This is a genomic window from Isoptericola sp. NPDC058082, from assembly GCF_042885055.1.
In the GTDB taxonomy this organism is placed as follows: Bacteria; Actinomycetota; Actinomycetes; order Actinomycetales; family Cellulomonadaceae; genus Isoptericola.
This window is the reverse complement of sequence record NZ_JBHVSQ010000006.1, coordinates 1-19,616: the sequence shown is the minus strand read 5'-3', so window position 1 is coordinate 19,616 and position 19,616 is coordinate 1. Positions and strand designations below refer to the sequence as shown.

Sequence of the window (19,616 nt, the reverse complement as noted above, 5' to 3'; positions counted from 1 at the left end):
GTCCGTTACTATAGGGAACACCGCGCTGGAACCTGCGCGCCGAAACTTGACGGGGGGTGGGGGAACTCGGGGGGAGCGAGAGGAACACACAGCGGGTAACGGGAGCGCTGCCGCACACCGGGGCGGCACCGCTCCCGTCGCTGCGTACACTGACCGCGGTCGAGAACACGGCCCCCCTCTCGTCCGGAAGGATCCCGCGATGACTGCTGTCGCGCCGAGTGCCCTGGCACAGACCCTCGTCGACCACGCGGAGAGCGTCCGCCCCGCCTGGCTGGACGCCGCCGTGCAGGAGCTGCGCGGTCGCACCACCCGGGGCGAGCTCGAGCGCGAGCAGTCCGACATCTACCAGGCCCTCGTCGACGGCCTGCAGGCCGGTGGCACCGCCCTGCAGTCGGAGGCCTTCGACCAGCTGCGCGGCATCCTGGCGGACGTCTCCGCCGCGCGCGCCCGGCTCGGCTTCACGCCCCGGGAGACCGCCGTGGGCGTGTTCGCCCTCAAGGAAGGGCTGTACGGGCTGGCCGGTTCGGCCGACGCCATGACGCGCTTGGTACCGCTGCTGCGCCTCGTGGACGAGCTCGGGCTGTTCACGTTCGAGGCGTTCGCAGCCGCCCGCGAGTCGATCATCAGCGAGCAGGCCGAGCAGCTCCTCGAGCTGTCGACCCCGGTGGTCAAGCTCTGGGAGGGCATCGTGGCGGTCCCGCTGGTCGGGACCCTCGACTCCGCGCGCACCCAGGTCGTCATGGAGAAGCTGCTCAACACCCTCGTCGAGACGGGCAGCACGCAGGCCATCATCGACATCACCGGCGTGCCGGCCGTCGACACCCAGGTGGCCCAGCACCTCCTGCGGACGGTCGTCGCGGCGCGCCTCATGGGCGCGGAGTGCACCATCAGCGGCATCCGCCCCCAGATCGCGCAGACGGTCGTCGCGCTCGGGATCGAGTTCGGGGACATCCGCACCCGCGCGACGCTGGCGGACGCGCTCGTGGACGCACTGCGGGAGGGTCGCCGCTCGCACATCGAGGTGACCGCGTGAGCGACGCCGTCCCCATCCTCAAGATCGGGTCGACGCTGCTCGTCTCGATCCAGGTGGACCTCCAGGACGACACCGCGCTGCAGCTGCAGGAAGACCTGGCCGAGCGCATCACGCGCACCGGCGCGCGCGGCGTCGTCATCGACATCTCGGGCCTGGAGATCGTCGACAGCTTCATCGGCCGGATGCTGGCGTCGGTCGCCGCGATCTCCCGCGTCCTCGACGCGCAGACGGTGGTCGTCGGCATGCGGCCCGCCGTGGCCATCACGATGGTGGAGCTCGGCCTGTCCCTCGGTGGCGTCCGCACGGCGCTGGACGTGGAGCGCGGGCTCGCGATGCTCGCCCCCTCGCTCGAGTCTGCCGAGAGCGTCCTGCTCGCGGCGGCAGCCGAACGAGAGTCGTGATGGCGACGTCGCCCTCAGCCACGGCGACGGAACGGCTCGAGGTGCGTGCCGACTCCGACGTGGTCCGGGTCCGACAGCTCGTCCGCACGGTGGCACAGCAGGCACGGCTCTCTCTCGTCGACCAGACGAAGCTCGTCACGGCCGCCAGCGAGCTCGCCCGCAACACGCTGGTCTACGGCGGCGGCGGCGAGGTCGAGGTGGAGCTCGTCGCGGACGGCCGACGGTCCGGGGTCCGGGCCGTCTTCTCCGACGAGGGGCCGGGCATCGCCGACCTGGACCTCGCGCTGACGGACGGCTGGACCAGCGGGAACGGGCTCGGCCTCGGGCTGTCCGGCTCACGACGGCTCGTGGAGCAGTTCTCGATCGACACGGCACCGGGAGCAGGGACCCGGGTCGAGATCGTGACCTGGTCGCGATGATCTCCCCGTCGGGGTCGTCCTCGCCCGACACGGCGGTCGCCCTGGAGGCCGGGGTCTGGCACACCGTCGACCATCCCTCCGCCGTCGGCGCGGTCCGGCGCGCCGCGACGACGGCCGCGCTGAGCCTCGGCCTGGGCGAGTCGCGCGCCGCGGAAGCCGGGCTGGTGGTGTCCGAGCTGGCGTCCAACCAGACCCGGCACGCCGGCTCGGGGGCGGTGTCGCTCCGCGTCCGTCGTTGGGACGACCATGCCGCGCTCGAGGTGCTGGCGGTGGACTCCGGCCCCGGCATGCGCGACCTCGCCGCCGCGATGCGCGACGGGGTGTCCTCGCGCGGCACGCTCGGCATCGGGCTCGGCACGCTGCCGCGGCTCACCAGCTCGTGGGACGCCTGGTCGGCGCCCGGGCAGGGCACGGTGGTGGCCGCCACCTTCGCGTCCCCCGGAGCCCGGCCCGACCCCGCACCGGGGGCGGGACTGACCCGGCCGATGACCGGGCAGGTCGTCTGCGGTGACGCGTTCGCCCTGCGGACGGACGACGGCGTGACCTCGGTCCTCGTCGCCGACGGGCTCGGCCACGGACCGCTGGCCGCCGTCGCCTCGCAGTCGGCTGTCCGCGCGTTCCTCGAGGCGCAGCCGGCAGGCCCGGCCGTGCTCCTCGACCGGGTGCACGGCGCCCTGGGTGGCACGCGCGGAGCGGCGGTCTCCGTCTCGCGGGCGGAGCACGGGACGCTGCGGCACGCCGGGCTCGGCAACATCGGCGGCACCGTCCAGGGCGGCGGCCGCTCGCGGAGCCTCGTGAGCCAGCCCGGCATCGCCGGCACCCATGCCCGGGCCGTCCGCGAGGTCGTCGTCCCCGTCAGCCCCGGCGACCTGCTCGTGCTGCACTCCGACGGGCTTACCGACCGCGCGAGCCTGGCCGCCTACCCGGGGCTCCGGGAACGCGCGCCCCTCGTCGTCGCGGGCCTCCTGATGCGCGACTTCGCCGTACGACGGGACGACGCGTGCGTCGTGGTCGTCCCGCTGGGAGGCACCCCGTGACGACAGCCGACACCCCGCTCCTCGCCACCCGGCTCGAGAGTGACACCGACCTGCTGGCCCTCCGCCGCGCGGGCCGCGAGATCTCGCGTGCCATGGGCCTCGACGTCCACCACCAGGTGCGGGTCGCCACCGCGCTCTCCGAGGTCGGTCGTGCCGCCGTCGCGCTCGGGCCCGTCGAGGTCACCATCGGCCTCGACCGGGGCGCCCGGCCGCTCCTGCGTGCGGACCTCGAGTCGGCCGCCGGCCTGACCACGACCGGCAGCGCCGCCGACGGCGGCGTCCCCGCGGCGCGGCGCCTCGTCGACGAGGTCGTGCTCGGCGCCGACGGCCGCCACGTCACCCTCGTGGTGGAGCTGGGGGCCTCCGCGCCCCTCGACGCCGCGACCACGGACGCGCTGCGCCGCGCGATCACCGTCGGCTACGGCGCCAACGCCCTCGACGAGCTGCGGGTGCAGAACGCCGAGCTGCTGCGCACGCACGACGAGCTGGTGGCGCAGCGGGAAGAGCTCCGCCGGCTCAACACCGAGCTGGAGGAGACGAACCGCGGCGTCCTCGCGATGTACCACCAGCTCTCCGCGGAGCTGGAGGAGACCAACACCGGCGTCGTCGCGCTGTACGCCGAGCTCGACGAGCGCGGCCGGGAGCTGGCGGCCGCGAACGAGGCCAAGTCGCGCTTCCTGCGCAACGTCAGCCACGAGCTGCGCAGCCCGGTCAACTCCATCATCGGACTGACCTCGCTCCTGCAGGCGTCGACGATGGCCGGGGACCAGGCCGAGCAGGTGGAGTTCGTGCGCGACAGCGCGGCCACGCTGCTCACCCTCGTCGACGAGCTCCTCGACCTCGCGCGCGCGGAGGCCGGGCACCAGGACGTGGCGCCCGCGCCGATCGACGTGCCGGCGCTGCTCGACGAGCTCCGGGGCACGACGCAGCCCCTGGTGCGCGACGGGGTGGAGCTGGTGGTCGCGTGCGAGCCCGGGCTGGCGCTCGTCAGCGACCGGCGTCTGGTCGCGCGCGTCCTGCGCAACCTCCTGACGAACGCGGTCAAGTTCACCGAACGAGGCAGCGTACGGCTCGACGTCCGCGCCGAGGGCGACGCCGTCCGGTTCGTCGTCGAGGACACCGGCCTGGGGATCGGGCCGGAGCACCTGGACGCCGTGTTCGAGGAGTTCGTCCAGGTGCCCAACCGGCTCCAACCGAGCGTCCGGGGCACGGGCCTCGGCCTGCCCTACGCCCGGCGCACCTCCGAGGCCCTCGGCGGGACGCTGACGGCGCGCTCGGCGCCCGACGTCGGCAGCACCTTCACCGTCGTCCTCCCCGTCGAGCCCGCAGCCCCGGCCGAGCTCCCGCCGGCCGTCCCGACGACCGCACGCTCCCTCGGCGCGGCATCGCCGGGCGCCGCGACCGGGCTCGGGCACGTGCTGGTCGTCGACGACGACCGGTCGTACGGCGCGTACGTCGCGGGGCTGCTGCGCGAGGACGCCGACCGCGTCAGCGTCGCCCACGACGGGCGGCACGCGCTCGCGCTGCTGCGGGACGCCCGTGCCGACGCGGCCGTCGTGGACGTGCGGCTGCCGGAGCTCGACGGCGTGGGCCTGCTCGCCCGCCTCCGGGCCGAGCACCCCGACCTGGCCGTCGCGCTCATGTCCAGCGGCCCCGCCCCGGAGCAGACGGGGGTGGAACGGCCGGCGCCCTTCCTGCCGAAGTCGACGCTCGACCGTACCGCCCTCACCCGCGCGCTCCGCGACGGCGGTGCCCCATGACACCTGCCGACCGCACCGTCCTCGTCGTGGACGACACCCGCGCGCACCGGTACGTCATGGCGACATGGCTGCGGGGCGCGGGCTTCGACGTGCTCGAGGCCGGGACCGGCGCGGAGGCGCTGGACCTCGTGGCGGCGACGATCGACGCGGTGGTCCTCGACGTCAACCTCCCGGATCTCACCGGGACCGAGGTGTGCCGCCGGATCAAGTCGGACCCGCGGACCGCCCACGTGCCGGTGCTGCACGTGTCCGCCACCTCCATCGACGCCGCCGCACGGACCGCAGGGCTCGACGGCGGCGCCGACGCCTACCTGCCCGAGCCCCTCGACCAGGACGAGTTCCTGGCCACCGTGGGCGCCCTGTGCCGCACGCACGACGCCCACCGGGACGCCGGGCGCACCGCGCGCCGGCTCGAGGCGCTCGCCGACGCGCTCGCTCCCCTGCACCAGGCCCGCACCCAGGAGCTCGTGGCCGACCTCGTCGCCCAGGGCGCCTGCGCCGTGCTCGGGCGCCCCGCCGTGGCGATGGTGGTCGTCGACCCGCAGACCGTGGTCCGCGCGGTGTGCCCCGCCCCGGACGCGCCTCTGGTGCGCGGGCGCGGGACGCTCCCCGTGCTGCCGCCGGGGCCGGTCTCGTCGGCCACGTTCGGCCCCGACGACGTGCCCGACCACTGGGTCCCGCTCCTGGCCCATGCGGGCGTGCCGCGGTCGGCCTGGTGGACGGTGTGGCTGCGCGACGCCGAGGGCACGCTCGTGGGCGGGCTGGCGCTGCAGGCCGACGACGCCTCCAGCAGCCCGTCGACGGAGGAGCGCGAGGTCGCCGCCCGGTTCACCGAGGCCATCACCGTGGCCCTCCGGAACCTCAAGACCTTCGCCGAGGAGCACCGCATCGCGATGGCCCTCCAGCGCCGGCTCCTCCCCTCCGGCCTCACGGTGCGCGGCGGTGTCGAGGTCGCCGCCCGCTACGAGGCGTCGGACGAGCGCCTCGACGTCGGCGGGGACTTCTACGACGCCTTCGACCTGCCCGACGGCCGGGTCGCCGTCGTGATCGGGGACGTCCAGGGACACTCGCTGCGGGCGGCCACCGTCATGGCCGAGGTCCGCCTCACCCTCCGCGCCTACCTGCGCGAGGGGCACGATGCCGCCCGGGCGCTCGACCTGCTCAACGACTCGCTGCGACAGGACCACCCGGAACTCACCACCGTGTGCGTCTGCATCATCGACCCCGCGGACGGCAGCGTCGAGATGACCGACGCCGGCCATCTGCCGCCGCTCGTGGTCCGGACCGACGGGACGGTGGTCGCGGAGAAGTCGCCGGCCCGCCTCCTGGGCCTGGCGAGCCCGGACGAGCGGCCCGCACGGCGCGACGCGCTGGGCCCGGGCGACCTCCTGGTGCTCGTCACGGACGGGCTCGTCGAGCGCCGCGACCGCACCCTGCGGGAGGGCATCCACGAGCTCGTGGACGCGGCCCGCACGCTCGCCGGGCTGGCCCCCGCGGACGTGTGCTCACGCCTGGTGGACAGGTTCGCCGACGCCGGTCGGGAGGACGACGTCGCCGTCGTGGTCGTCCGTCGGGTGCACGACCCTCAGTCGCCGCTCGGCACCTGACCCTTCACGTCGTCGTACCCCGCCAGGCTCGGTAGCTCGCCTGGCGCGTAGACGAGGCGGACCACGCCGGTCGGGAAGGCCTCCGACCGGCGCAGGGCCAGCGGGTAGACCGTGTCGCCCTCGTCGAAGAGGCGCGCGCCGCGGCGGGCCACGACCGGGTGCACCAGCAGGCGCAGCTCGTCGAGCAGACCTGCCGCGAGGAGCTGGCGCACGACCGACAGCGACCCCGGCACGAGGATCTTCTCCACGCCGGCCTCGGCCTTCAGCACCTCGACGGCAGCCGACAGGTCGCCGTCGAGGCGCTCGACGTGGCGCCAGCCGAGGTCGTGCGCCGAGCGGGTCACGACCACCTTGCGCATGTCTCCCAGCCGCCGGGCGAACGCCGCGTCCTCCTCGCCCGCCTCCTCCCGCCCGGGCCACGCGCCGGCGAAGCTGTCGTAGGTGACGCGGCCGATCAGCAGGACGTCGGTGTCGCGGTAGTCGTCGTCGACGGCGCGGGCCATGTGGTCGTCGAAGTAGGGGAAGTGCCAGGCGGGGTCGATCTCCGCGACGCCGTCGAGCGAGATGAACAGGGTGGACACGACCGTGGCCATGAGGGCTCCTCCGGGACGGGCGGACGGCGGGGCCGACCCGGTCCGCTGAGGAGATCATCGCGGTGCCGCCGGCCCGTCGCACCTAGGATCAAGGCCTATGCCGGCCCTGGACCCTCGCGCGATCCTCGACCGGCGGCCCACGCGCCGCCCGTCGGTGGGCGTCATCGTGACGATCGCGGTGTCGTCGGCGTGCCTGCTCGCCGCGCTGGTGGTGACGTCGGCGGAGGGCCCGACGTTCCTCGAGGGCCTGTTCCTCGCCGTCCTGCCGCTCCCCCTGCTGCTGGCGGGCGTGCTCGCCCTCGACCGCCTCGAGCCGGAGCCCCCGGACGCCCTGGTGCTCGCGTTCCTGTGGGGCGCGGGCATATCCGTGCTGGTCGCGATGGGGATCAACACGGCCGGGCTCACGCTGCTGTGGACGCCGCTGCTCGGCCAGGAGGAGGGGTTCGTCGCGACGGCGGTCGTCACCGCGCCCGTGGTCGAGGAGACCCTCAAGGCGCTGGTCCTCGTGGGCATGCTCTGGTTCCGTCGGCACGAGCTCAACGGCCCCACGGACGGCATCATCTACGGGTCGATGGTGGGCCTCGGCTTCGCCACGGTGGAGAACATCCACTACTACACGGTGGCGGGCCCGGAGGGGCTGGCCGCGACGTTCGTGGCGCGCGGGCTCCTGTCGCCGCTGATCCACCCGCTGTGCACGTCCTTCACCGGCCTGGGGATCGCGACGGCGGCGCTCGCCCCGCGCGGCTGGGCGCGGGTGTGGCCCGTGCTCCTCGGCCTGCTCGGCGCGATGACGTACCACGCGCTGTGGAACGGCGCCGCGTCGCTCGGCGTCGGGGCCGTCGTGGCCGTGTACCTGCTGGGTCTGGGGATCGTGGTCGGGCTGCTCGTCGTCGTGCGCCGCGACCGCGCCCGCATCGTGGGGCTCATCGGGCAGCACCTGCCGCAGTACGGCCCGCTGGGTGTCGTCGCCCTGCCGGACGTCGTGATGCTCACGTCGCTGACGCGGCGCCGCCGGGCCCGCGCCCGGGTCCGCGCCGCGGGCGGCCCCGGCCCGGCCCGCGCGATGCGCGACTACCAGCAGGCCGCGACCGAGCTGGCGATGCTGCACCGCCGCCTCGACCGTGGGCTGGTGGACCAGGTCGGGTTCGAGCGGCAGCGCGGCCCCCTGCTCGCGCTCATGCTCGCGGCCCGGAAGGTGTTCACGCCGCTCTGGCGCCCCGAGGCCGCGCCCCGCTGAGGCCCAGCATGATCACGCCGCCCACGGCGAGGTGCTCCAGCAGGAGCAGCACCGTCGCGCCGGCGTTCGCGGCCCCCAGCGGGCCCAGCAGGGAGACGAGCAGGACGGCGCCGCTCAGCACCAGCCAGGCACGCCGCCCACCGTTCGGGCGGCGCAGCAGGAGCGCGCGGACGCCCCACCCGCCGAGAGCCGCGGTGAGGCTGGTGGCGATGACCAGGGAGATCGTGACCTCGAGGGTGCCCGAGCCCGCCCGCACCTGCGGGTCCACGCCCGCCAGCGTGCCGACGAGGTAGACCACCGCGCCGGCCAGCACCGCGCCCACCACGACCGTCCGCGGACGGTTCCACCACGCCCGGTCGCGCCACGAGCGTCCGGCCGGGCCTCCGGGGGTCCGGCCCTGCGCGCCGGTGCCGGTGATGTCGGTCCTGCCCTGCGTCCCGTTCATGTCGTCCCCTCCTTCGCCGCCGGCACCCTGCCGACAGGACGACGCTCCCGCGCGCACCGCAGGTCGCGCGCCCTGCCGTGGTCGGTCGTCGTCGCGCCGTCCGGCGGGAGCACCCCCGACTTTCGTCGGTGTCGCCGGCGGGAGGTCCGCCGTAGCGTCCCGGTCATGACCAGCACCGACAGCACCCCGACCCCCGCCGCGGCACGCCCCGGCGGCTGGGCGGAGTTCGACCCGTGGGCGCCGTCGGACCCCGGCCCGCCCCCGGCCCCGCGCGGGGTCCTCGTGCTGGCGTGGGCGCTCGTCGCCGCGCTGACGGCGGCCGCCACGTTCGCCGTGGCGGACGCGGCACCGGTGCGCGGCACCGGGACGATCACGGTCCTGGTGCCGGCAGGCGTGGACGTCGCCGTCGGCGTCGCGGCGGTCGCGCTGGTCCCCCTGCTCTTCACCCGGCGCAGCGTGGTGGCCGCGGTCGCCCTCGCCGTCCTCGCCGCGGTCTCGGGGGCCGCGACGCCAGCCTCCACCGTCGGCACGCTGCAGGTCGCGCGCTGGTACCCGGTCCGCACGGCCGCGTGGGTCGCCGGGGCGGGCGTGCTGGGGCACGCCGTCCAGGCGCTGTGGCGGCCCGTGGGGCTCCCCCTCGGGTGGTGGCTCCTGTGCGACGTCGCGGTGCACGCCGCGCTCTTCGGCTGGGGCGCGTACGGCCGTGAGCGCGCCCTCGTGCTGTGGTCGCTGCGCGACCGGGCGCGCCGGGCGGAGGCCGAGCAGGAGCGGCGGGTCGCGGAGGCGCGCACGGCCGAGCGCACCCGGATCGCCCGCGAGATGCACGACACCCTCGCCCACCGCCTGTCCCTGCTGGCCGCGACCGCCGGCGCCATGGAGTACCGCCCGGACGCCGACCCGGCGCAGCTCGCCGCCGCCGCGGGGCGGGTCCGCGCCGGCGTGAGCGACGCCCTGGAGGACCTGCGGCAGGTCATCCGCCTGCTCCGCGCCGGCCCGGAGGATCTCGGGCCGGTACCCGGCCTGGACGACGTGCGCCGCCTCGTCGACGACTCCCGCGCGGCCGGCACTGACGTGACCTACGAGCGCACGGGCGACGACAACCCTCCGGCCGCCGTCGCGACCGCCGTCTTCCGCGTGGTGCAGGAGTCGCTCACGAACGCGCGCCGCCATGCGCCCGGTGCCGCCGTCCGGGTCACGGTCTCGACCGCCCCGGGCGAGGTCCGGGTGCGCGTGGCCGACGACGGCGCGGCACCCGGCGCCGTCGCCCCGGACGGGGTCGGCACGGGCACGGGGCTGGTCGGGCTGCGCGAGCGGGCCACGCTGCTGGGCGGCACGCTGGCCGCCGGCCCGGACGCCGGTCCCGCCGCGTCGCGCGGCTTCGCGGTGGAGGCGTGGCTACCGTGGGACGCGTGACGACGACGCCCGGGCCCGGCCCGCTCCCCACCGCCGGACCGGCGGGCGGCCCCGCGGACGCCGTGACGCCCGTGCGGATCGTGCTGGTGGACGACGACGCGCTGGTGCGCGCGGGCCTCCGCCTGATGCTGGACGGCGCGCACGGCATGACGGTCGTGGCCGAGGCGGCCGACGGGGCCGAGGTGCCCGGAGTGCTCGACGCCCACCCGGCCGACGTCGTCCTCATGGACCTGCGCATGCCCGGCGTCGACGGCATCGCGGCCACCCGGCGGGTCCGCGCCCGCCCGTCGCCGCCCGCCGTCGTCGTGCTCACCACGTTCGACACCGCCGAGGAGGTGGGCGGCGCGCTGCGCGCCGGGGCCGCGGGCTACCTGCTCAAGGACATGCCGCCGGCACGCATCGCCGCCGCCGTGCACGCCGCCGCCGCGGGCGAGCCGGTGCTGGCCCCGGACGTCGCGCGGCGGCTGATGGCCGCCGTCGCCGGCTCGGACGGGTCGCGCGACCGTGCCCGGGCCGCCCTGGACGTCCTCACCGCGCGAGAGCGCGACGTCGCCGTCGAGCTGGGCCGCGGCGCGTCGAACGCCGACATCGCGGCCCGCCTGTACCTCAGCGTCCCGACGGTGAAGGCGCACGTGTCGAGCGTGCTCGACAAGCTCGGGCTGGAGAACCGCACGCAGGTCGCCCTGCTCGTGCACGACGCCGGCGAGGCGTAGGGCTCAGCCCTCGACGAGGCCCGACTCCCAGCAGCCCTGCGGCTCCGAGGTGGTCACCGTGCCCGGGCACGACCGGTAGGTCCAGATCTGGTCGCCGAACGTGTCCCGGGTGCCGTCGACGTAGACCTCGAGCCCGTCGATCCCGGGACCCACACGGTGGTATTCGACGATCGGGTCACCCTCGACGGTCAGGGAGCGTACGAGGAGCTCCGCCCCCTCACCGCGGGCCGCCGCCTCGTCGAGGCAGGCGAACGCGTCGGCCAGCTCCGCCTTCATCTCGCCCTCGCCGAGGTCCGGGCGCGCGGTCACCTCCCCGCAGGTCGGCAGGGGCTCGCGGGCGGCGAAGACGTCCTCCCCGTCGCCCGGGCCGCACGCGGCCAGCAGCCCGAGGCACGCCACGCCGCACGCCGCCGCGGAGAGCCGCCGGCTCCGGCCGTCAGACCACGTCATGCCCCGATGATGTCGTCACGGCCGCAGTTCTTGCACCCGTCGTCTCCGAACCATCAGCGGCGCCGGCGCCGGCGGCGTCGTCGTCGGCGGCGGACAGCCCGAGGAACTCCGCCACCCGCGGGCTCGCCGGCGCGCGCAGCAGCACGTCCGGCGCGTCCACCTGGAGCAGCCGCCCGGCGTCCATGACGGCGACCCGGTCGGCGACGGTGAACGCCTCGTCGTGGTCGTGCGTGACGAAGACGGCGGTGGTGCCGGTGGCCTTGAGGGTGTCGCGGACGTCGACGGCGAGCCGCTCGCGCAGGCGTCGGTCCAGGGCGGACAGCGGCTCGTCGAGCAGCAGCAGGCGCGGACGCGGCGCGAGCGCGCGCGCCAGCGCGACGCGCTGCTTCTCCCCGCCGGACAGCGTCGCGACGGACCGGCCCGCGTAGCCAGCCAGGCCCACGTCGGCCAGGAGGTCGGCGACGCGTGCGGCCCGCTCCGCGCGGGGCACGCCCTGCGTCTCGAGCCCGTAGGCCACGTTGCGGCCGACGTCCCGGTGCGGGAAGAGCTGGCCGTCCTGGAAGAGCAGGCCGAAGCCGCGCCGGTGCACGGGCACGCCCGCGAGGTCCGCGCCGTCGAAGGCGACCGTGCCGCCCGCCAGCGGCTCCAGCCCGGCGACGGCGCGCAGCAGCGACGACTTGCCGCAGCCGCTCGGCCCCAGCAGCGCGACGATCTCGCCGGCGGCGACGTCGAGCGACACGCCGTCCACCGCGACCGACCCCGGTCGACGGCGCGCGGCGCCGTACCGCACGACGGCGTCGCGCACGGCGAGCCCCGTCGTCTGGCGGGCCTGCTCCATCAGAACTCCCCTCCGGGCCGGTCGCCGCGAAGGCGCTCGGCCACCATCATGACGGTCGCGGTGAGCACGGCCAGCACCACGGACGCCGCGAGCGCCATCCCGTAGTTCTCGGCCCCGGGCCGCCCGATCAGGCGGTAGATGACCACCGGCAGGGTGGCCGTGTCGGGGCGGGCGAGGAACGACGTCGCGCCGAACTCGCCGAGCGAGACCGCGAACGCGAACCCGATCGCCAGCCCCAGCGACCGCGCGCCGAGCGGGCCGTCGACCGTCCGTAGCACCCGCCCGGGCGCCGCGCCCAGCGTGGCGGCCGCCTCCCGCAGCCGCGGGTCGATGGCGCGCAGCACCGGCAGCATCGTGCGCACCACGAGCGGGATCGCGACGACCGCCTGCGCGATCGGCACCAGCGCGCCGGAGGTGCGCAGGTCGACGTCGAGCCCCAACGGGCGGTCCAGCGTGATGAGGAAGCCGAAGCCCACCGTCACGGCGGAGACGCCCAGGGGCAGCATGAACGCGGCGTCGAGCACGCCGACGGCTCGCCGCAGCCCCGCCCGCCGCGGGCGTCGCGACACGACGAGCGCCACGAGGCCGCCCACGACGACGGCGATCAGCGCGGCCCAGGCCGCGGTGCGCAGCGAGTTGCCCAGCGCCTCCCACACCGTGACCGTCAGGGCGTTGCGCCCGCCGGTGGTGCCGAGCGCCACGTAGTTGTCGAGGCCCCACGACCCGTCGGGCGCGCGCAGCGACCGGGTGACGAGCCCCGCCATGGGCAGCACGAGCAGCCCCGCCACGACGACGAGGGTGACGAGCGCCGGCGCGACGTCGGTGCCGTCGGCGCCGGCGCGCAGCCGCAGCCGGTGCGCCGACACGCTGTCGCTCGTGAGGTGCAGGGCGCGCTCGCGGCGCGCCCGGGCGCGGGAGCTGACCAGCAGCGCGCCCGCCACCACGACGAGCTGCAGCACCGACAGCACCGCCGCCGAGCGCAGGTCGAGGAACTGGGTGGTGCGCGTCCAGATCTCCGTCTCGATCGTGCCGTAGCGCAGGCCGCCGAGCACCAGCACGACGCCGAACGCCGTCGCGCAGAACAGGAACACCACCGCGGCGGCCGACGCGATCGCCGGGCCGAGCGCCGGCAGCGTCACGGTGCGGAACGCGCGCCAGGGCGTCGCGCCGAGCGCGCGGGCGGCCTGCTCGGCGCGCGGGTCGAGGCGCTCCCACATGCCGCCGACCGTGCGCACCACCACCGCGTAGTTGAAGAACACCAGGGCGAGCACGATGCCGGCGAAGCTCTCCTCCAGGTGCGCCCAGCCGAGCAGGCCGCCGGGGGCGAAGAGCGCGCGGAACGCGACGCCGACGACGACGCTGGGCAGCACGAACGGCACCGTCACCAGACCCCGCACCAGCGTCCGCCCGGGGAACCTGCACCGGTACAGCACGTACGCGCCCGGCAGGCCCAGCAGCACCGACAGCAGCGTGCCGGTGAGCGCCTGGGCGAGCGTCTGCCCGACGATCCGCCACGTGCGCTCCTGGGACAGCACCTCCGCGAAGCCGGACAGGTCGAGCGTGCGCCCCGCGGTGGTCTCGGTGAAGAACCCCTGCAGGACGAGCGACACCACCGGCCACGCGAAGAAGACCGCGAGGAAGCCCAGCGGCAGCACGACCGCGGCACCCCAGCCCAGCCACGCGCCCCACCGGTCGGCGCGCCACCGCGCCGCCCGGGAGGCCGGGCGGGCGTCGCTGCGCAGGGCGCGCGGCACGGGGCGCGTCAACCGACGACCGTCGCCGTCCACTGCTCGATCCACTCGTCGCGGTGCGCGGCGACGTCCGCGGGCGCCACCTCGAACGGCTCGTCGGCCAGGGGGGCGAACTGCTGCCAGTCGGCGGGCAGCTCCACGTCCGGGTCGGCGGGGTACATGTACATCTGGCCGGGCACGTCGGCCTGGAACTCGGGCGAGGTGAGGAAGTCGACCAGCTGCTTCGCGCCGTCCGGGTTCTCCGCACCGGCCAGCACCCCCGCGTACTCGACCTGCCGGAAGCAGGTGTCGAGCATCGCGCTGGTCGTCGAGGACGTCCCGTCGTCGCTCACGGTGAACGCGGGCGACGTCGCGTAGGACAGCGCGATCGGCCGCTGCCCGCCCTCACCGGCGCCGGAGAAGTCGACGTAGTACGCGTCCTCCCAGCTCTCGGCGACCTTGACGCCGTTGTCGCGCAGGTCGGCCCAGTAGGCCTCCCAGCCGTCCGTGCCGAAGGCTCCGATCGTCGCGAGCAGGAACGCGAGACCGGGCGACGACGTCGCGGGGTTGGTGACCACGGTGAGGTCCTGGTACTCCGGCTTCGCGAGGTCCTCGAGCGTCGTCGGGGGCGTGACGCCGTGCTCGTCGAACCAGCCGTCGTCGAGGTTCATGCAGACGTCGCCCACGTCGACCGGCGTCAGCGTGCCGGCCAGGTCGTCGGGCGCGTAGGCCGCGACCTCCGGGGCCAGGTCGGCGGGCTGGTACTCCTCGAAGACCCCGGCGTCGACGGCCCTCGACGCATAGGTGTTGTCCACACCGAAGACGACGTCGCCCAGCGGCGCGTCCTTGGTGAGCACGAGCTGGTTCACCAGCGTGCCCGCGTCGCCCGGTGCCACCTGCTCGACGGTGAGGCCGGACTCCTTCTCGAACGCGGCCAGCACCTCGTCGGAGACGGCGAACGAGTCGTGGGTGACGAGCGTGACCGTGCTCGACGCGCCGCTCCCCTCGTCCGCCGGCGACCCGCCGCCGCACGCCGCCAGCAGCGGCAGCAGCGCGACGGCCCCGACCGCTGCTGCCGCGCTCCTGGTCCTGGTCGTGGTGCTCAGCGTCATGCTGTCCTCCTCAAGGTGCGAGAAGGGGGTCCTGCGGGCGCCCGGCACCGTCGTGGTGCTGCCGTCCGCAGGGAACGAGATTCCCGACTTCCTCCACCGGTGCTAACCGGGTCAGGTTCGAGGGTCTGCGGCGGTCCGCACTCTCAGCGCCGGTGGGCGCTCCCCTGTCGTATCAGCACGAGCCTACCCGTCGACACCGCGCTACCGTGGTCCCGTCCTCGGCCTCGGGGTGTGACGTGCCTGACGTGCCGTGACACCGCCCGTCGGCCGTGGACGCCGGACCAGGACGACGCCCCGGCGGTAGCACGCCGGGTCAGACCGAGGGAGAGCACGTGACGGACACCGAGCAGCCGCTGGGCGTGAAGGTCGGCACGGTGGTGCTGACAATCGCCGCCGGATGGGTCGCGCAGAAGCTGATCGGGGTGGTCTGGGAGCGGGCGACGGGCAACGTGGCGCCCACCAACCTGGACGACGACGAGCTCTCCATCGTGCAGGCGGTCACCTTCGCGGCCGTCTCGGGCGGCGTCGCGGTGCTCGCGAAGCGCCTCGCCCGCCAGGGCGCCGGGCGCGCGGCTGCCCGGTTCGTCTCGGGCCGCTGACCCGCTGATTCCCCGCGCGGTCCCGTCAGTGGCTCGCGCGGGGACGACGGCGGGCCAGCTGCGCGTCGTGGCCGTGCGGTCGGTCCACCGGCCGCACGGCGGCGAGCGCGCTGCTCAGGCGGTCCGCCGCGTCCTTCGCGGGCGGTGCCGACCGGACCACCTCCGCCGCCGTGAGCGCGGCGTCCCGGTCCCCGACCGGTCGCGCGAGCTCCTTCATCACCTGCTCCCCCGCCGACTGGGCGGACACGCCGACCTGCGCGCCCGCGTCGGCGAGGACCTCGGTGGCCACCGACTCGTCCACGCCGCAGACGGCCATGATGGCGCCCTTGGCCTGCTCCGCGGCCGCGGCGGCGACGAACGCGCGCGAGACGGCGCGGTGCGCCTCGCGCTCCAGCGCGTCGCGCACGACCGGGCTCGCGTCGATGACGTAGCCGACGATCTGCGACGACGCGCCGTCGCTCCCGTGCCGTCCCTGACCCGTGACGACGACCGTGTGCGTGCGCCCGTGGTCGTCCACGACGCGGTGTGCCCCCGAGAACGGCCGCCCGGCACCCAGTGCGACCACCGCCGTCCGGGAGAGCCGCTCACGGTCGTCCGGGTGCAGGTGGGCGCGCAGCACCTCGGGCCCCGGCGCGACGGAGCCGGGCTCACGCCCGAAGATCCGGAACACCTCGTCCGACCACCACCACTCCCCCGTGGCGACGTCGACCCGGTACCGGCCCACGAGCAGCTGGCTCCCGGCACCCAACAGCTCCGCGAGGGCGACGAGCTCGCGGCGCGGTGTGTCGTTGGGCGTGCTGGACATCGAGGACCACCCCCAGTGCCGTGCAGCTGGGTCCGGCGCGCAGTTCTCCTGGCTCCACCACGGTACCGGGACGGCACGACACCGCCACCGCACGACGGGTGACGTGCGGTGGCGGTGCTCGGTGGTGCGGTGCCGGTGCTCGGTGGTGCGGTGCCGGTGCTCGGTGGTGCTGTCGGCGCCCGTGACGGGTTCGGACCGTCAGGCGACCGTCGTCGCCGCCGCCTCCGGCTGCTCGCCGGCCGCCTCGGCCCGCTCCTCCGCGACCGCCTTGCGGTGCTGGCCGAAGGAGTAGACGACCGCGGCGGCCCAGCCCACGGCGATGATCGCGAGCACCAGGGTGCGCACGCCGTCGCTCACCGGGAACGAGTCGAGGGACAGCAGGGTCCGCACGTTGGTGAGGACGATGATCCCGCCGACGGCGGAGCCGAGGACGCGCGGCGGCACCAGGCGGACGAGCCACGCGGCGATCGGCGCGGCGATCAGGCCGCCGATGAGCAGCGCGAGGGCCCAGGACGGGTTGATGCCCGCGGTCCCGAGACCGAAGAGGAACCCGAGGCTCGCGGCCACGGCCACGAAGAACTCGCTGGTGTCGATCGAGCCGACCACCTTGCGCGGCTCCATGCGGCCGCTCGCGAGGATGGCGGGCGTGCCCACCGGGCCCCAGCCGCCACCACCCGTGGCGTCCATGAACCCGGCGACCAGCCCGAGCGGGGTGAGGAACCGCTTGCGGAGCGGCTGCCCGAGACGGTCCGTACGCAGCCCCCGGAGCGTGAACCGCAGCAGCACGTACAGGCCCAGACCCAGCAGCAGGATCGACATCAGCGGCTTGGCGATCTCGGTCGACAGCCACGAGAGGAAGGTCGCGCCGGCGAACGCGCCGATGGCACCGGGGATGCCGATCTTGATGACGACCTTCCAGTCCACGTTCCCGAACCGCCAGTGCGAGGCGCCGGACGCCAGGGTCGTGCCGACCTCGGCGAGGTGGACGGTCGCCGACGCGGCCGCGGGGTTGGTGCCGATCGCGAGCAGCAGGGTGGTCGAGGTGACGCCGTAGGCCATGCCCAGGCTGCCGTCGACGAGCTGCGCACCGAGGCCCACGAGGGCAAGGAGGACGAGAGTCCGCACGGGGGTTCCCTCCGTTTCGGCGCGGCAGCGGGTCCGCCGCGTCTGCGACGAAGTTACCCGATCGGCTCTATCGGATTCAACGGTCTCAAAAATATGTCCGTATCGCGAGACGAGGGTTTCTGCGGCGTCGCGTGAACCAGGCCGACGACCGTGCGGCGCCTCTGGCGCCTACGCCGATCCGGCGTGGCTCAGGGGCTGACCCACGCCGATTCCTGCTCGGTCAGCCGGCGCACGACGTCGGGGATCGTCCCGGCCGCGAGGTCCGCCAGGGTCACCTGTTCCAGCACGGCGCGCACGTTCACGCGCAGCGCCACCCACACGTGCAGCAGCGACGCGGCGGCGCCGGTGTACTCCAGGTCGGAGGGCCGCGCGTCGCGCACGAACACCAGCGGCCCGTCCACGGCGCGCACGACGTCGGCGACGGTCACCTTGTCGGCCGGGCGGGCGAGCACGTACCCCCCGCCTGCGCCGCGACGGCTCGCGACGATGCCCTCGCGCCGCAGGTCGCTGAGGATCGCCTCGAGGAAGCGGTGGGGCACCTGCTGCGCGCGGGCGAGGGCCTCGGCCGGGACCGGGCCCTCGCCGGACGCCGCGAGCTCGGCGGCCGCCCGCACCGCGTAGTCGGCCTTCGCGGAGATCCTCATGACGACGCCACCGCGGCGCCCAGTCGCGTGCCGGCCAGCAGCGGTCCGGCCTCTCGGGCCGACGCCGCGAACGACCCGGTGAGCGGCAGGTCCGGCAGGATGACGGCCTGGGCCGCGTGGTAGATGTCGGGCTTGCCGACCCACGTCCGCCCGGAGGGGCGGTTGTCGGTGTCGAGCTCGTGGAACCAGGAGCCGCGCTCGTGGTCCACCAGGTGGGCGTCGATCCACGCCCACCACTCGTCGGCGAGCTCGGCGTAGCGCGCCTCGCCGGTCGTGCGGTGCAGCACGTCGGCGGCCGCGGCCGCCTCGGCCGCCACCCAGTGGAAGCGGCGGGCCTCGACGGGGCTCCCGTTCCAGTCCGTCGTGTAGACGAAACCTCCCGCCGGCCCGTCCCACCCGTCGGCCACGGCGCGGTGGAACAGCTGCCGGGCCGCGTCGGTGCGCTGTCCCTGCGTCCCCCCGGCGACGTCCACCTGCAGGAGCAACCGCGCCCACTCCAGCCCGTGGCCCGGTGTGGCGCCGTACGGCTTGAAGGGGTCGTGCGGACGGTCCGCGTTGTACTCGAGCTGCGGCTGCCACGCGGTGTCGAAGTGCTCCGGGATCCGCCAGTCGTTGCCCGCCGCCCAGTCGATGACGCGGTCGGCCACCACCGCTGCTCGGTCGAGCCAGCGGCTCTCGCCCGTGGCGTCGTGGGCGGCGAGGAGCGCCTCGACGGAGTGCATGTTCGCGTTGACCCCGCGGTACGGGTCGACCGTGCCCCAGTCGCGCGACCGCTCGTCGAGGTGGAGCTGGTGGTCGGCCTCCCAGAACCGCCGGTCGAGCACCGACAGCGCCGCCTCGAGGAGGGTCACGGCACCCGGCGTGCGCGCCACGGTCCCCGTCGACCCGGCGAGCACGACGAACGCGTGGCCGTAGGCCTGCTTGAGCCCGTCGAACGCGTCTCCCGGACCCCTGGAGGCCAACCACCCACCCTCGTCGGCGTCGGCCAGCGTCCGTGACAGGCCGGCGATACCCCGGTCCAGCAGCTCGCCCGCGCCCTCGACGCCCAGGAGGTGCCCGAGCCCGAAGGAGTGCGTCATCCGGCACGTGATCCACAGGTGGGCCGGCTGCGCCGGGTCTACGGTCCCGGCGTCGTCGAGCCACCCGGCGGTCCCGTCCCCTCCCAGGGACGGCCGCGCGAAGTCCAGCAGGCTCAGGAAGTGTCGGGCTCGCCACGACGGCGTCGGTCCGGCGGCGGGGAGGTGCGGTGCTCCAGTCACCCGACGAGCCTAACGGCACGCCGCCGCACGGGGTCGCGGGACGCGGGCGACGGAGCAGCAGCGTCGGCGGTGGGGGTCTGTTCGGGGGTATGCGAAAGGCCCACCCCGGTGTGGGGTGGGCCTTTCGTGAATGGGTGTCCGGCGGCGTCCTACTCTCCCACCCCCTCGCGAGGGCAGTACCATCGGCGCTGAAGGGCTAAGCTTCCGGGTTCGGAATGGGACCGGGCGTTTCCCCGACGCTATGACCGCCGTAACAGTATCGAGTTGTCCAGGTCACCCCCTGGTTCCACGGTTGTGGTGCGGGGGTGGTGCCCGTTTCTCGGGAACCGCACAGTGGACGCGAAGCAGTGTTATTGACCAAACAGTGTTTGGTAGGTGTGTGAAGTTGTTGGCTTA

The 19,616-nt window shown here is 75.2% G+C and carries 20 protein-coding genes, 1 rRNA gene and 1 riboswitch; of the genes, 10 read left to right on the top strand and 11 right to left on the bottom strand.

The genetic code is table 11. The features are described 5' to 3' along the window. The first annotated feature begins 199 nt into the window (after positions 1-199). From ACFVS0_RS10125 to ACFVS0_RS10100, 6 genes are read left to right on the top strand one after another with little or no spacing between them, the layout of a single operon-like run. Positions 200-1,033 carry an STAS domain-containing protein gene (locus ACFVS0_RS10125; protein ID WP_430551491.1) on the top strand — a complete coding sequence of 278 codons (834 nt, stop codon included), beginning with the start codon at positions 200-202 and terminating at the stop codon, positions 1,031-1,033. Then, on the top strand, positions 1,030-1,434 hold the full coding sequence (locus ACFVS0_RS10120; RefSeq protein WP_430587865.1) for an STAS domain-containing protein: 405 nt from the start codon (positions 1,030-1,032) through the stop codon (positions 1,432-1,434). The genes ACFVS0_RS10125 and ACFVS0_RS10120 overlap by 4 nt, the downstream gene beginning before the upstream one ends. Further along, entirely contained in the window at positions 1,434-1,853 is a 420-nt protein-coding gene (locus ACFVS0_RS10115; RefSeq protein ID WP_430587864.1) for an ATP-binding protein, read from the top strand. The genes ACFVS0_RS10120 and ACFVS0_RS10115 overlap by 1 nt, the downstream gene beginning before the upstream one ends. Next, a complete protein-coding gene (locus ACFVS0_RS10110) occupies positions 1,850-2,890 on the top strand; it encodes an ATP-binding protein (protein ID WP_430587863.1) in 1,041 nt (346 codons plus the stop codon). The genes ACFVS0_RS10115 and ACFVS0_RS10110 overlap by 4 nt, the downstream gene beginning before the upstream one ends. Further along, a complete protein-coding gene (locus ACFVS0_RS10105) occupies positions 2,887-4,650 on the top strand; it encodes an ATP-binding protein (protein ID WP_430587862.1) in 1,764 nt (587 codons plus the stop codon). Before ACFVS0_RS10110 ends, ACFVS0_RS10105 begins: the two co-directional genes overlap by 4 nt. Further along, on the top strand, positions 4,647-6,257 hold the full coding sequence (locus ACFVS0_RS10100; RefSeq protein WP_430587861.1) for a SpoIIE family protein phosphatase: 1,611 nt from the start codon (positions 4,647-4,649) through the stop codon (positions 6,255-6,257). Before ACFVS0_RS10105 ends, ACFVS0_RS10100 begins: the two co-directional genes overlap by 4 nt. Here ACFVS0_RS10100 and ACFVS0_RS10095 read toward each other — a convergent pair. Continuing rightward, entirely contained in the window at positions 6,236-6,850 is a 615-nt protein-coding gene (locus ACFVS0_RS10095) for a dihydrofolate reductase family protein (RefSeq protein ID WP_430551497.1), read from the bottom strand. The genes ACFVS0_RS10100 and ACFVS0_RS10095 overlap by 22 nt on opposite strands. Positions 6,851-6,947: 97 nt before the next feature. Between ACFVS0_RS10095 and ACFVS0_RS10090 the strand changes: the two genes are divergently transcribed. Further along, positions 6,948-8,087, top strand: a complete 1,140-nt coding sequence (locus tag ACFVS0_RS10090; RefSeq protein ID WP_430587860.1) for a PrsW family intramembrane metalloprotease — start codon at positions 6,948-6,950, stop codon at positions 8,085-8,087. Here the strand turns inward: ACFVS0_RS10090 and ACFVS0_RS10085 are convergent. Further along, the gene (locus ACFVS0_RS10085; protein ID WP_430551499.1) at positions 8,050-8,532 is read right to left on the bottom strand and encodes a DUF6069 family protein; all 483 of its coding nucleotides are present in this window, start codon (positions 8,530-8,532) and stop codon (positions 8,050-8,052) included. The two genes, ACFVS0_RS10090 and ACFVS0_RS10085, sit on opposite strands and share 38 nt — an antisense overlap. Before the next feature lie 165 nt (positions 8,533-8,697). Here ACFVS0_RS10085 and ACFVS0_RS10080 point away from each other — a divergent pair, with 165 nt between their 5' ends. After that, on the top strand, positions 8,698-9,945 hold the full coding sequence (locus ACFVS0_RS10080; protein WP_430587859.1) for a sensor histidine kinase: 1,248 nt from the start codon (positions 8,698-8,700) through the stop codon (positions 9,943-9,945). Next, complete coding sequence (locus tag ACFVS0_RS10075) at positions 9,942-10,658, top strand: response regulator transcription factor (protein WP_430564821.1); 717 nt, start codon at positions 9,942-9,944, stop codon at positions 10,656-10,658. Before ACFVS0_RS10080 ends, ACFVS0_RS10075 begins: the two co-directional genes overlap by 4 nt. A gap of 3 nt (positions 10,659-10,661) precedes the next feature. Here ACFVS0_RS10075 and ACFVS0_RS10070 read toward each other — a convergent pair whose 3' ends face one another. The 4 genes from ACFVS0_RS10070 to ACFVS0_RS10055 are packed head-to-tail and all read right to left on the bottom strand — an operon-like array spanning position 10,662 to position 14,788. Next, positions 10,662-11,108 carry a hypothetical protein gene (locus ACFVS0_RS10070; protein ID WP_430587858.1) on the bottom strand — a complete coding sequence of 149 codons (447 nt, stop codon included), beginning with the start codon at positions 11,106-11,108 and terminating at the stop codon, positions 10,662-10,664. Further along, entirely contained in the window at positions 11,095-11,946 is an 852-nt protein-coding gene (locus ACFVS0_RS10065) for an ABC transporter ATP-binding protein (RefSeq protein WP_430587857.1), read from the bottom strand. Before ACFVS0_RS10065 ends, ACFVS0_RS10070 begins: the two co-directional genes overlap by 14 nt. Next, a complete protein-coding gene (locus ACFVS0_RS10060; RefSeq protein ID WP_430587856.1) occupies positions 11,946-13,712 on the bottom strand; it encodes an ABC transporter permease in 1,767 nt (588 codons plus the stop codon). Before ACFVS0_RS10060 ends, ACFVS0_RS10065 begins: the two co-directional genes overlap by 1 nt. Further along, entirely contained in the window at positions 13,709-14,788 is a 1,080-nt protein-coding gene (locus ACFVS0_RS10055; protein ID WP_430587855.1) for a thiamine ABC transporter substrate binding subunit, read from the bottom strand. The genes ACFVS0_RS10060 and ACFVS0_RS10055 overlap by 4 nt, the downstream gene beginning before the upstream one ends. 71 nt (positions 14,789-14,859) lie before the next feature. Continuing rightward, positions 14,860-14,964, bottom strand: a riboswitch (TPP riboswitch). Positions 14,965-15,120: 156 nt separating this feature from the next. On the opposite strand from ACFVS0_RS10055, the gene ACFVS0_RS10050 reads away from it, so the two are divergent. Then, a complete protein-coding gene (locus ACFVS0_RS10050; RefSeq protein WP_430564816.1) occupies positions 15,121-15,387 on the top strand; it encodes a DUF4235 domain-containing protein in 267 nt (88 codons plus the stop codon). Between the two features lie 25 nt (positions 15,388-15,412). On the opposite strand, the gene ACFVS0_RS10045 is transcribed toward ACFVS0_RS10050, so the two are convergent. The 5 genes from ACFVS0_RS10045 to rrf all read right to left on the bottom strand — a co-directional run bounded on the left by ACFVS0_RS10045 (position 15,413) and on the right by rrf (position 19,473). Beyond that, positions 15,413-16,192: a PAS domain-containing protein gene (locus ACFVS0_RS10045; protein WP_430551507.1), complete on the bottom strand. Its 780-nt coding sequence runs from the start codon at positions 16,190-16,192 to the stop codon at positions 15,413-15,415. Between the two features lie 198 nt (positions 16,193-16,390). Further along, positions 16,391-17,317, bottom strand: a complete 927-nt coding sequence (locus ACFVS0_RS10040; protein ID WP_430551508.1) for a sulfite exporter TauE/SafE family protein — start codon at positions 17,315-17,317, stop codon at positions 16,391-16,393. Positions 17,318-17,505: 188 nt separating this feature from the next. Next, positions 17,506-17,961 (bottom strand): RrF2 family transcriptional regulator, encoded by a 456-nt coding sequence (locus ACFVS0_RS10035; protein WP_430551509.1) that lies wholly within the window; start codon positions 17,959-17,961, stop codon positions 17,506-17,508. Continuing rightward, positions 17,958-19,220, bottom strand: coding sequence for an AGE family epimerase/isomerase (locus ACFVS0_RS10030; protein ID WP_430587854.1), 1,263 nt, complete (start codon positions 19,218-19,220; stop codon positions 17,958-17,960). Before ACFVS0_RS10030 ends, ACFVS0_RS10035 begins: the two co-directional genes overlap by 4 nt. A 136-nt stretch (positions 19,221-19,356) precedes the next feature. Beyond that, positions 19,357-19,473 (bottom strand): 5S ribosomal RNA (rrf, locus tag ACFVS0_RS10025). Positions 19,474-19,616 lie beyond the last annotated feature (143 nt).